General features: G+C 46.4%; 8 protein-coding genes and 2 tRNA genes. 7 read left to right on the plus strand and 3 right to left on the minus strand.

Annotated features, from left to right (window positions below):
* Positions 1-125: 125 nt before the first annotated feature.
* Positions 126-200: transfer RNA gene (locus RJ60_RS08090), tRNA-Arg, on the minus strand.
* A 225-nt stretch (positions 201-425) separates the two neighbouring features.
* Between RJ60_RS08090 and RJ60_RS08095 the strand changes: the two genes are divergently transcribed.
* Both RJ60_RS08095 and RJ60_RS08100 read left to right on the plus strand, forming a co-directional pair.
* Entirely contained in the window at positions 426-1,283 is an 858-nt protein-coding gene (locus RJ60_RS08095) for a pseudouridine-5'-phosphate glycosidase (protein ID WP_099829211.1), read from the plus strand.
* On the plus strand, positions 1,280-2,713 hold the full coding sequence (locus RJ60_RS08100) for an amidohydrolase (RefSeq protein WP_099829168.1): 1,434 nt from the start codon (positions 1,280-1,282) through the stop codon (positions 2,711-2,713). The genes RJ60_RS08095 and RJ60_RS08100 overlap by 4 nt, the downstream gene beginning before the upstream one ends.
* A 164-nt stretch (positions 2,714-2,877) precedes the next feature.
* Here the strand turns inward: RJ60_RS08100 and RJ60_RS08105 are convergent.
* A tRNA-Ile gene (locus tag RJ60_RS08105) sits at positions 2,878-2,955 on the minus strand.
* A 62-nt stretch (positions 2,956-3,017) separates the two neighbouring features.
* On the opposite strand from RJ60_RS08105, the gene RJ60_RS15545 reads away from it, so the two are divergent.
* Entirely contained in the window at positions 3,018-3,191 is a 174-nt protein-coding gene (locus RJ60_RS15545; protein WP_165775337.1) for a hypothetical protein, read from the plus strand.
* Between the two features lie 21 nt (positions 3,192-3,212).
* Here RJ60_RS15545 and mnmG read toward each other — a convergent pair whose 3' ends face one another.
* Positions 3,213-5,099, minus strand: a complete 1,887-nt coding sequence (mnmG, locus tag RJ60_RS08110; protein ID WP_099829169.1) for a tRNA uridine-5-carboxymethylaminomethyl(34) synthesis enzyme MnmG — start codon at positions 5,097-5,099, stop codon at positions 3,213-3,215.
* Between the two features lie 48 nt (positions 5,100-5,147).
* On the opposite strand from mnmG, the gene RJ60_RS08115 reads away from it, so the two are divergent.
* From RJ60_RS08115 to RJ60_RS08130, 4 genes are all read left to right on the plus strand, one after another.
* Entirely contained in the window at positions 5,148-6,542 is a 1,395-nt protein-coding gene (locus RJ60_RS08115) for a pyruvate carboxylase subunit B (protein WP_099829170.1), read from the plus strand.
* Positions 6,543-6,743: 201 nt separating this feature from the next.
* Entirely contained in the window at positions 6,744-7,934 is a 1,191-nt protein-coding gene (locus tag RJ60_RS08120; protein ID WP_099829171.1) for a maltose ABC transporter substrate-binding protein, read from the plus strand.
* Between the two features lie 93 nt (positions 7,935-8,027).
* Positions 8,028-9,770 (plus strand): ABC transporter permease subunit, encoded by a 1,743-nt coding sequence (locus tag RJ60_RS08125; protein WP_099829172.1) that lies wholly within the window; start codon positions 8,028-8,030, stop codon positions 9,768-9,770.
* Positions 9,770-12,541 carry an ABC transporter permease subunit gene (locus RJ60_RS08130; RefSeq protein ID WP_099829173.1) on the plus strand — a complete coding sequence of 924 codons (2,772 nt, stop codon included), beginning with the start codon at positions 9,770-9,772 and terminating at the stop codon, positions 12,539-12,541. Before RJ60_RS08125 ends, RJ60_RS08130 begins: the two co-directional genes overlap by 1 nt.
* The last annotated feature ends 159 nt before the right edge of the window (positions 12,542-12,700 follow it).

Genomic DNA, 12,700 nt, shown 5'->3' on the forward strand with positions numbered 1-12,700 from the left:
CTTCTCAAATCGATGTACGGGCGAATGGCACCGTCTACAGCTAATTAACGTACTCTAAGTAGCCTTTTCTGTACCAGTTTCCATTATGCTAATTACCAATAAAAAAGGCGAGGAAAACCTCGCGCTGGTACCCCCAGAAGGAATCGAACCTTCATCTGCGGATTAGGAATCCGCTGTTCTATCCGTTGAACTATAGGGGCACATCGTGGAAATTATAGCATCATGGTTCCGGCTTTTCAATGACGCGACTTTTTGAGTAGATTTAATTATCATACATTACGTGACGTTCTGTTAAAATTGATTGGACAGACTTCTTAGAGCCTGCTTCAACAGTTCTTTGAAACCTGTGTTTGCAGCTGTTCTGGTTGTCTGAAAAGTTTTGTACACAGCTTGCCGCATATGAGAATTATGAGAGGTGAATATTGTTGAAAAGAGTTGTAGCTCTTGAATCTACAGTTATAGCTCACGGCCTTCCACAAGGTATTAACTTCGAAACTGCTCTGAACATGGAGCGGGCAGTCAAAGAAAATGGCGGAATACCAAAAACCATAGGAATTCTAGACGGAAGAATTATCGTGGGTGTAAACGAGGAAGAGATGAGAAGACTTGGAACGGGTCGAAATGTCCTCAAGGTTGGTACTGCAGAGATATCCTACGCAACAGCGATGAAGAGAGATGCAGCAACGACCGTCAGCGCTACAATGGCTATTGCAAAGTTGAATGGAATCTCTGTATTCGCTACGGGGGGAATCGGAGGAGTTCACAGAGGAGTAGATTGGGATGTCTCTCAAGACATCATAGAGCTTTCGAGAACTAGAATGATCGTAATATCGGCAGGCGTGAAGAGCATTCTTGACGTACCAAAGACCCTGGAGTTTCTTGAAACCTTCGGAGTAACAATCGTTGGTTACAAGACCGATTGTTTCCCGTTCTTCCACTGCTCAAAAAGCCCTTACAAAATCAATCTAACCATAGACTCCCCAAAAGAGGCAGTGATGATTCTGAAAGAAAAAGAAAGGCTTGGAATAGAGGGCGGACTGCTAGTAGCTAATCCTATTCCCGAAATGGACTCTATGGACTACGATGAATTGAGCGCTCTCATTGAATCCGCTCTAAAAGCAGCCGTAGAAGAAGGGATCTCGGGGAAGACTCTCACTCCATATCTGCTCGGCAAACTCGCGCTGCTGTCAGGAGGGAAGACACTTGATGCAAACATTTCCCTACTGATAAACAATGCCGCGCTCGGTGGTCTTATAGCCGCTAACTCGGGAGAAGAACTATGAACGGTTACTCCTTGAAAGGCGGATTTGTCTATTTGGAAGAGACCGGAGCTTATTCTTGCAAGGACCTCTACATTGACTCAGGAGAATTCTCTGCAGATACTCCTTATGGTGCTCAAGAGATAGATATTTCAGGCAAATTCGTTTACCCTGGATTTGTCGACTCGCATGCACACCTCATTGGAACGGGAAGAAAGTCTCTGGAGGTTGATCTAGAGGGCTGCAGCTCTATCGAATCGCTTGCCGATAGGTTGAGCGTTGATCGAAGGATAGTAAGAGCTAGAGGCTGGGATCAGGAAGTGTTAGGGTTTATGCCCGTGAGAGGAAAGCTTGATCTCATCACTTCAGAACCAACGATTATTACCAGAAGGTGCGGACATATCGCCTGCGTAAACTCGTCCCTGATAAAGCTATTAGACCTTGAAAGACTTCACGGTCTTGATGGTTCGGACATCGATCTTGGAATACTCAAGGAGAGAGCTCTAGAGGAGATGGACCGGATAGCAAAACTCTCTCCTGCTGAAGTCAGAGAAGCGATTGAAGCGGGAACAAGGTCCTTTTTGAAATATGGAGTGACTTCGGTACACAGTGACGATTATCACGGCATAGATTATGAACTCCTTATGGAGGCTCTCTCGAGCGCGAACAAAATGAGAGTCTACGAAAAGCTCTGCATCTCCAGAAAAGAAGATCTGGAATTGATCAAACATGGCAGGCAATTCGAAACTGATTTCTTCCGACTGAGAGCTGCAAAGATGTATCTTGACGGGTCGCTCGGAGCAAGAACGGCGGCGATGATTGAGCCTTACCACGATTCTCCGACCGAAACCGGCGTCCTATATATGACTGCCGATGATCTTAGGCCGATCGTGAGGAGAGCAGACAGAGAAGGAATTCAGGTCTGCGTACATGTTATAGGAGATCGGTCACTGGAAGAGGCCCTCTTGGCTTTTGAAGGATCGAACAGTGAAACTCTCAAGCATAGACTAATTCACGTTCAGATCGCGTCTGAGGACCAGATAAGAAGGATTGCCGGCCAGAGACTAACCGCATCGATTCAACCGGTTTTCGTTGACTCTGACAGCACAATTGCACCGGAGAGGTTCGGGCCGATCCGGATCAAAGATGCCTACCCGTTTGGAAAGATGAGAGATATGGGAGTAGTTGTTGCCTTCTCAACCGACTCACCGGTAGAGAGCACTTCGGTAGTCAAGAACCTCGTTTCGGCCGATAGATTCTTCTCCAGAAAGGACAGCATAGAGATGTATAGCAAAGCCGGACACACTCTAGCAAACAGTGTCAGATCCTTCGCGCTCAATCCAGGGGACCCAGCAGATTTCTTCGTAACCGGCTCAGATCTCTTAAAGACGAGAGAAGATACTTTCGCGGACATGACATTTGTTTCAGGAAGGTTAGTGCATACACTAGAATGAAATCAGTCTCGAACCGTAAACCGTAACTCGTATTGTACATAAATGCTTCATCTACTTTCTTTACGCTTCGTCACTTATATGTTAAATATAAGAAAACTATCTTGAAGAACACTGGCAAAACTGCTAAAATTAGTACAGAAAAAGGCGGCATAAGCCGCCGAGTCTGGTGGGCTCGGGTGGAGTCGAACCACCGACCGCCCGGTTATGAGCCGGAAGCTCTAACCAAACTGAGCTACGAGCCCAGACACAAAATTGATTATAATATTCCTCATGACTTGTGTCAAGAGGTTCAGGAGATGGTCCAATGCTAAACAACAGCTCTGTGGGTCTTCGGATATCTGCAGATCCGGTTCAGGAAATGACTGTGAAGTATCCTAGGGTTCTTGTAATAAAGGCCGCGTTCTCTCTTCTGAAAGACGGAAAGTCAATTGAACATAGAGATCTGGAAAAAACTTTACAGACCTTGCTCTCGCGATAAAACCAGAACCCAACTCGGATCTTATTTCTGGTTGTGATGCTTGAGATGAAAAGATAGATTCATGATGTCTGAGGGTGTCAAGCCGGGTATTCTCGTTGCTTGGCCTATCGTTGTAGGCTTTGTTCTTTTCAGCTTTTCTCTTCCTTCTGTTGAGAGGTTGGATACTTCACCATAATCTAAGTTGGAGGGGATTTGATCTCCCTCGAGCTCTTCAAGTCTCTTGACCTCTTCCCTAAGACGCTTAATATATCCACTGTACTTGATCTCTATTTCAACTTGTTCTATCACTTCATCATCAACAATCGGTTCGGGATCGTAATCTGAAAGGTCCCTGTACTCAACTCCCGATCTTTTTAGCAGACCCGAAAGCTTTGCGGGCGTATCAAGTCTCGAACTCCTCTTACTAATTAATAGCTGGTTCAACCTTTCAGAAGGTCTGACGGTCACTCTTTCAAGTCTTAAGACCTGATTCCTGGTCTGGTTTGCTAATCGGGATACCTTCTCACTGAACCAGTCGGGCACTAGTCCGTATTCATGACCGTACTCTGTAAGCCTTATGTGCGCATTATCGTGCCTGAGAAGCAATCTGTACTCCGCTCTTGACGTGAGAAGTCTATAAGGTTCATCCACTCCCTTCGTCACAAGATCGTCGATCATAACTCCAATATAAGCTTCCGATCGACTTAGTACAAGCTGCTTCCCGCCATGCAGCTTCGCTGATGCGTTGATTCCCGCGATCAAACCCTGACCGGCAGCTTCCTCGTAACCACTGGTCCCGTTTACCTGACCAGCGAAATACAGATTCTCGACTAATTTGCTCTCCAGCGTTGAGTACAACTGAGTCGGATCTATATAGTCGTACTCGACAGCATAAGCCGGCCTGACGATTTCCGCCCTCTCAAGCCCCTTTATTGTTCTGATCATTTCCAGCTGTGTCTCGAAAGGAAGGCTGGTTGAAAGACCGTTCAAATAGTACTCGTCGCTCAAAGCACTCTCGGGTTCAACAAACAATTGATGGCTACTCTTATCAGAGAACTTGATCACCTTATCCTCAATCGAAGGGCAGTATCTCGGTCCCTTTGAATCGATAAGCTTAACATCCCCGTACAGCGGCGAGAATCTGAGGTCTCTCTTGATGATGTCGTGTGTTCTCTCATTTGTCCTGGTCAGCCAGCACGGATGATCGTCTTCAAGGACAAAGGGCTCGGAAAAGTATGAGAAACAAAGCGGGGTATTTGAGGTACCCTGACGCTCCATACTGGAGAAATCGATTGATCTGCCTGCTATTCTTGCAGGGGTCCCAGTCTTGAAACGTCTGACTTCGAACCCCAAAGCTTTAAGCGATGCAGTTAGCTCGGTTGCTGGAAACTCACCAAGCCTTCCTGCGGGAAACTCCTGTGGTCCGATGAATATCTTCCCTCCAAGAAAGGTGCCCGAAGCAACTATTACAGAACGTGCAGAGTACCTGAGGCCAAAGTGCGTCGTGATGCCTCTTACACGACCCTTATCCACTTCTATGGACTTCACAATTCCAGACTGCAAGTGCAGATTTTCCTGCATCTCAAGTATTCTCTTCATTATCTGGCTATACCTGTTCTTGTCCACCTGAGATCTCAGTGCTCTGACGGCGGCTCCTTTGCTGGTGTTTAGAACTCTTATATTGAGTGATGCCTTATCTGTTGACTTGGCAATCTCCCCACCGAGCGCGTCTATCTCTCTTACGACAATGCCTTTCGCTGGGCCCCCCACAGCCGGATTGCAGGGCGTCCAACCAACCGTGTCGAGGTTAATATTTAGAATAAGCGTTCTCATGCCCATTCGCGCGCCAGCTAATGCGGCCTCGATACCGGCATGTCCGGCCCCTATGACGATTATGTCGAATTCGTAATCTCTTTTATTTGATCGCATAACATCACTCCTCTATCATAGTATTGTACACAGAAAGGAGGCATTAAGTTGAGAAAAGTCCGTTTCGTTGACACTACGATGAGAGATGCGCACCAGTCACTTCTGGCCACTAGGGTCACAACAGCTGAGTTGGCAGATATAGCTCCTCTTGTCGATCAGGTTGGTTACCACGCAGTGGAGGTCTGGGGCGGAGCAACCTTTGACTCCTGTGTTAGATACCTTAATGAAAATCCTTGGGAAAGACTCGATGTACTCAAAGAGAGATTTAAGAATACCAAGCTTCAGATGCTTCTAAGAGGTCAAAATCTTCTCGGTTACAGAAACTATGCAGATGATGTTGTAGAGCTCTTTGTTAAGACTATGGCAAATCACGGGATTGATATTGTAAGGATCTTTGACGCCCTTAACGACCTAAGAAATCTGGAGAAGTCGGCAAGCGCAGTAAAGGATGCTGGAATGCACCTTCAAGTAGCAATGTCGTATACAACCAGTCCCGTTCATAACATCGATTACTTTGTGAAGATCTCCGACAAAGCTGCGGATTTGGGCGCAGACTCTCTCTGTATTAAGGACATGGCAGGCCTTCTGAAGCCTGGAACGGCTTCAACTCTTGTAAATGAGATCAAGAAGAGGCACTCTATCCCTTTGGAGGTACACTCTCATTTCACAACGGGTATTGCCGATATGGCTTACTTGAAGAGCGCTGAGGCCGGGGCCGATATTCTCGACACCGCCACGTCTTCAATGGGATTCGGAACCTCACAACCTGGTGTCGAGAGCATATGGACAACATTACACGATATGGGGCTCTCAGAGAAGCCAAATTACCCTCTACTCAAAGAGATAAACGACTACTTTTCAAGGGTTAGGAAGAATCACAGTGGCACTGATGCAGGTTTCACTATAAACACTTCAGTTTTGGAAAATCAGATTCCGGGAGGAATGTACTCCAATCTAATAAACCAACTGAAATCTCAGAACATGAGCGACAGATTCGAAGAGGTTCTCGAAGAAGTTCCTCAGGTACGCGCTGATCTCGGTTATCCCCCCCTTGTTACTCCAACATCTCAAATAGTGGGCGTGCAAGCGGTCTTGAATGTTATGAACAACGAGAGATACAAGACGATCACGAAAGAAGTAGAAAGATACATAAGGGGATTCTATGGAACACCTCCTGCAGAAATCGACAAGTCACTGAAATCAAGAGTTATGGGAGATGAAGAGTCGATTTCTCATAGGCCGGGCGACACTCTTGACCCAGAAGTCGAAAAAGGAAGAAACGAACTCGGCCTGCTGGCCGAATGCGATGAGGATCTTCTTATATACCTGTTACTTGGAGAAGTTGGAAAGAAGTATCTTAGTCAGAGATACAGAGATTCTCTCAGAGTCGACTTTGAAGTCGCGAAGGATTTTAGAGAAGGGATAACGGTATACCCAGTTTGATTCGTAGTATTAACAATATTCACGAAGATAGAACTATATTAAAGCTAACAAGAGGCAACTGTAGACTACTTAGCGCCTTCATGAAGAATGGGGGCGTTTTTTTTGTTCAATCTCTGCATTAACACTTCTTTAATTAACCGGAACTTTCTGATACAATTTGTTTAGGGTGTATCCCAATTCTATCAAAGGAGGGTTCAGAAGATGAGAAAACTCGCAGCTGTTCTTTTAGTGCTACTTCTAGTCTTATCTTTTGCAAGCGCAAAGTTGGTGATTTGGTCCTCTGAGAACCAGATCCCTGCACTTGAGAAGTTGGCGGCAGATTTCGAAAGTGACTACGGAATTCAAGTGGAGATTCAGCAGGTGAACTTTGGCGACATAAAGTCCAAGTTCCTTACCGCAGCTCCCGCAGGCGAGGGCCCCGACATCATAGTAGGCGCACATGACTGGGTTGGTGAACTCGCTATCAATGGCCTTATCGAACCGATTCCATTTCTTCCCGAAGCCGATCAGTACTACGATGTCACTCTAGATGCCTTCAGCTACGGCGGAAACCTCTACGGTGTCCCCTATACTGTTGAGGCGATTGCAATCATCTACAACAAGGATCTCGTATTCAAAGCACCGAAAACAATCTCAGAGCTTGAAGAACTTGCTTTCGAGGCTGCAGATGATGAAGTCGTGGGCCTGATCTACGCAGTTGGGGATTTCTATCACTCCGCACCTTTCATACTGGGAAGAGGCGGCTATATCTTCAAGGAGACTGCTGCGGGTCTTGATGTAACCGACATAGGCCTGAACAACGAGGGTGCGATTGCAGGCGGAAACCTCATCAAATCTTGGTTCGACAAAGGCCTAATTCCTGGCGGTCCAAATTACAACCTGATGGACTCTTTGTTCAAAGACGGACTGGCCGCATTCATTATTAACGGCATATGGGCAACCCCAAGTTACCGCGATGCGGGTATCGACTACGCGATTCTTCCTTTCAGCGAAATCACATTCGACGACGGTACAACTCCGAGACCATTCGTCGGAGTACAGGGCTTCATGATAAACTCAAAGTCTCCGAACAAGCTTGAAGCCACTGAATTCGTGGTGAACTACATCGGAAGCTTCGAAGGCCAGTACGGAATGTTCCTCGGAGAGAGAAGAGGTACGGCAAGAGCCGACGTGTTTGCATTTATTGAAGCGGACGCCGGTCCAGAGCTGTATGATGTTTTACAGTTCTCCAAGAGCGCTTCAGTAGGAACACCAATGCCAAACGTTCCGGAAATGGCGAGCGTATGGGGAGCAATGGGCGATGCACTTGGCCTTATTATCAACGGTCAGGATACAGTGGAGAACGCTTTCAATTCTGCAGTAGAGAAGATCAAGACTACAATTGGAAAATGATTGTTCTCTCTTGACTTATCCACATATCTAAATCTTGTTAGACTGAGCGCGGGAGACTCCCGCGCTCTGGTTTAACTGTCCGGAGGGATTACCTTGAGTGGAAGACGATTTGTAATCTTTCTCTTTTCCCTGGCTATCCTCGCAATATTCAATGCCTTTTCTCTATGGAGCATATATCTGTTATTTGCCGATGGGAATTTCGGCTTGATGGTAACAATGGTCATCCTGACTCTGCTAATTGATATAATTGCGTTGAATCCAAAGGGTTACCCGTACAGATATATGATTCCCGCAATGATATTGCTTTTCATTCTCACGCTATATCCAATGTACTACACTTTCAGAACTGCCTTCACTAATTACGGAACCGGGCATCTATTCACAAGGCAGCAGTCAATTCAAAAGCTCCTCAGCGATTACTTCTACATCCCGGAAAACCCCGAGGAATTCGAGTTTTCCATCTTTATCGAGCTCGACAACTATAGCCCCACAGACAGATTCATAACTCTTCTGAAGTCGAAGACGGATGGAGAGATGTATGCCACTCTTAGGCCTCAGGTTGTAAGCAGAGATGCATCGGGGAACATCACACTGGCCACCGCCAAGATGTTCGAGATAAAATCGGACAGTTTCGTTATCGGCGGGGTGAACTACACTCTTTCACGCTCTCCGGATGACCGAATCCTGGCTATCCTATCTGATGCCGGTGCAAGGTATATATACTTTTATTCTCCCCAAGACACCTCCACCAGGCCGAACGCTCCCTTCTACTTCAGCGAAATAAGAGGAGTGTGGCTCCGAAATGCCGAATTTACAGACTCGGAGGGTAATCAGATAAGACTATTCCCAAACTCTCTTTACACAACCTTTGCCACCACTGAAAGGAAGTATGCGTTAAGGACTGAGACTTCATTCTCCGCCGGAAGAGCCATTCAGGAGACCGTTGTCTATAACAGGCAGACGGGAAGGACCTTGATCGAGGAGGGTGGCTTTTTCTATGATATCGACGCAAATGGAAACGAGTTCATAGTTGAGGGCTACATATCTGACGTTGGTTTTTGGAACTTCGTTAGGATGTTCCAGGATCCGAAGATAAGGGACCCGTTTTTTCAGGTATTCGGCTGGACGTTTACCTGGGCCGGACTTAGCGTTCTCTTCTCATTCGTAATTGGCCTGGCGCTGGCAATCACACTGAATGATCGGAGACTTAAGGGAAAGAAGATTTACAGAACACTGCTCATCATTCCCTGGGCCGTACCTGCCTTTATCTCTGCTCTTGTATGGAGAAATGGCTTCTTCAACGAAACCTATGGAGTTCTGAACAGGTTCATTGTTCAGGGACTCTTTGGGCTTGAACCAATAAAGTGGCTGAACGATGCCTTTTGGGCCAAAGTTTCAGTCTTGATTGTCAATACATGGTTGGGCTTCCCGTACATGATGACAGTAAGCCTCGGTGCTTTACAGAGTATTCCCGAAGAGTTTTATGAGGCCTCATCGATCGATGGTGCAACGAGACTCCAGAGATTCAGAATGATTACCTTCCCCCTGTTAATGGTTACTGTTGCACCTTTGCTTGTCGGCAGCTTTGCCTTCAACTTCAACAACTTCACCGGCATTTATCTGGTGACCCAAGGTGGACCCGCAATTCCTGGAGCTTCGACACCCGCTGGGGCAACTGATATCTTGATCTCATACACTTTTAAGCTGGCGTTTGAAGGGAGAGGTCAGGACTTTGGCTTTGCCAGTGCCATTTCAATTATCATATTCATAATCGTCGCCGGCTTCAGCTGGATAAACTTTAAATTGTCCGGTTCCTTTGAAGAGGTGAGCAGATAATGGCCGTTGAGAGAAGAAAATACTGGTTAAGACACATAATCTTGATAGCTGTTGTCGTTGTGGTTCTCTTTCCCATGGTTTGGTTGATAACCACTTCAATAAGACGTGACCAGGCAGCTTTCTCGTCAAGGCTCTTTTCAACCAGAGTAACTCTTCAACACTACAGGAACCTTCTTTTCCCGGAAAGAAGCGTAGGAAGGCTTGTTCTTGATCTCCAGAGTGCAACATACGCCACAGGAGACTACAGAGGGAAAAGCCAGGAGGATCTGAAGAATACTGTTGAGAAGTTCCTCACTAAATTCGATTCTCTTATGGATGAGAGCGAAGAAATGGTTAGGGCAGTCGAAGGCGGTACCGCTGCAATTGAAAGCAATCTGGTAGAAATGGAGAGCATGATAATCAAGGAAATGAATGAGCTGAGACTCAAAGACAAGGTCCTCTTCGAAGAGAGACTCAAAGAGATAGGTGGACTAGACGAACTGAAGACGGCCTACGCGGTAGGAGAAATTCTTCAAACCGCCTCACCTTCTCTTGAAGGAACCTATCCCTTCTACATCGGATTGCTTGGCGAAAGGTCATCACAAGTCATCGAGTCTCTCGAAGCTTACAGAAACCTGTACGAAGAGGTATTCCGTCATCGCGACGAGACGCTGCTAGCAATAGAAACCCTTGAATTTGAGAACAAGAAAGAAGTGGTGGAATCACTGAATTCTGTTGAAGATTACATATCTCTCTCTGGCATTGACTACTCTGAATGGCGAAGAGTTGAGTGGCTTCAAGTTATTAACAGATATCTAAGGGAGGTCGAATCTTCGATGCCCGAAGATCAAGCCTCCGAGCTCAACCGGATCAGGACAGGCCTATATGATTCCTTCAGATCTGCCGGTAACGCATGGGAAGCGGCAGCTGCTTCCAGTGCAGCCCTTTCTGAAGAACTATCTTTCCTGGCGGAGACGGCCTTTGGAACCGACTACTATGAGTACCTGGCCGCAAATGAAAAGTTGGAAGCAATAAAAAAGAACCTCGAGTCTACCGAAAAGGCTCTAGTCGTCTCAAATTCGGCATTAGGCGAACTAGAAGACTCTTTTGAAGTCGCATTGCCGACCGTCGTGTCTGAAACTAGAAAACTCTCTGCCGTCGTTCCACCGCTGCAAATGATAATCACTAAAGGCGCAGGTAATAGTACGGCTGTGACGGAGGCAAAAGTCAGGTCATCACTCGAGAGAATCGATTCAGCAAAGGAGACCATAGATCTTCTCCAGCGGCAGCTATCAAGTATGCAGAACGTCCGTGGGCTGAGCACAAGTCTTTCCGATCTCTCGGATAAGATGGCCTGGTTCTTAGGCAATGGCGAAGCTCTCGTAAGCGCATCTGCAAACTCAGAAGTCTTAAAGGGAGCAGACGTAATAGACATAGCCCTGTCAAACTTGTCGAGGGTATTGCCTGTTCTTGAGATGAGTGTTGCAGAGTATATTGAGGTATCGGAGAGAACGATCGCTCTCACGACGGAACTGGAATCCCTGAAGAAAAGCATGGAAGACCTCGAGAACAGGATCTCTGAACTTCAAGAAGAAGCTGAGAGAGCAGAAAGAGAGCATGCAAAAGTCCTTGAAGCGATTAGTATACAAGCTGCGATGCTGTTTGTGGAGGAGGAAATAACCTCGCTGGAAGGCGCCAGAAATTATGTATCGAAGCTGTCCGGTGTGCTGAACAACTACTTCAACATAAGAGCATCAACCCGTTACAGGACCCTTCTGTGGTACGATGATTTCATTCGGGCTGATTTGGAGGCAAAGGAAGGGACGGCTCTGCTGAATCAGCTAATCTCTACTATGAGATCGATGAAGGATGAACTTGCATCCAAGGTAAACTACTACATCGATCTGAGATTCCTTGGGACTTCGGTAACCCTAGATGACTTCGGAAAGATGCAGGAGACTTACAATTCTCTCTTTCAGCAGGTTAACGCTAAGTACCAACGTGCATCTAGGTTAATATCCGATCTAATCGAGAAGCCCACAACCTATTCATCTCCATATGATGGCATATTGAAGGAGATAGACAGAGCCTTATTCAGAACAAATCAGATCTGGGCACAAAAAGAGAGTACTTATTTCTATTTCGTCAGGTGGCTTCTTAATTCAATAATCGTAGCACTTTCTGTGTCGCTTATCAGCGTTGCCGTTGCAGCTCTAGCTGCGTATCCTTTCAGCAGAATGAGATTCCGTGGAAGGAAGCAAGGTTTGCTTGGCCTCCTCCTTATTCAGATGTTCCCTACAATAATGTTCATGGTGGCTCTCTACGCTTTGCTGCAGTTCATTGGAAGTTTAATTCCATTCCTGGGACTAAACACGCTTGGAGGCCTGATATTTGCTTATTCAGGAGGAATTGCCTTCAACATCTGGCTGATCAAAGGCTATTACGATACAATCTCTAACTCTCTCGAAGAGGCAGCAATGATCGACGGGGCAACGAAATTCCAGGCCTTTTTAAAGGTGATTTTACCGCTTGCCAGACCGATTCTGGCTGTTGTGGCTATTCTGACGTTTATGAACATCTTCAACGAGTATCTGATTGCAAGGATAATTCTTCAGGACATGAACAAATGGACATACGCAGTTGGCCTTTGGCAGTTCTCGGGAAGATTCGAAACGAGCTGGGGCCCATTCACTGCCGCAGCGTTGATTGGAGCAGTTCCGATGGTCATATTCTTCCTCGTGTTACAGGACTACATCGTTGGGGGTTTGACACAGGGAGGAGTGAAAGAGTAACTTACCCTAAACTCGTCCGATTTGTGATGAGAGCCAGTTAATTTTCAGGAGCCCGTCCCTAAGCAACCGGGATCGGGCCCCTGAATTTTGAAGGTCGTGAGTATTTCGAACAGTGAATGTTGGGAGCGGAAAGACCTATGTCATATATAATTGAAGAGA

Source organism: Mesotoga sp. B105.6.4 (assembly GCF_002896535.1).
Classification (GTDB): Bacteria; Thermotogota; Thermotogae; order Petrotogales; family Kosmotogaceae; genus Mesotoga.

Excerpts from the sequence above, each read along its gene's own strand:
- RJ60_RS08130 (WP_099829173.1), top strand. The coding sequence starts at position 9,770 with ATGGCCGTTGAGAGAAGAAAATACTGGTTAAGACACATAATCTTGATA.
- RJ60_RS15545 (WP_165775337.1), top strand. The coding sequence starts at position 3,018 with ATGCTAAACAACAGCTCTGTGGGTCTTCGGATATCTGCAGATCCGGTT.
- mnmG (WP_099829169.1), bottom strand. The coding sequence starts at position 5,099 with ATGCGATCAAATAAAAGAGATTACGAATTCGACATAATCGTCATAGGG.
- RJ60_RS08100 (WP_099829168.1), top strand. The coding sequence starts at position 1,280 with ATGAACGGTTACTCCTTGAAAGGCGGATTTGTCTATTTGGAAGAGACC.
- RJ60_RS08120 (WP_099829171.1), top strand. The coding sequence starts at position 6,744 with ATGAGAAAACTCGCAGCTGTTCTTTTAGTGCTACTTCTAGTCTTATCT.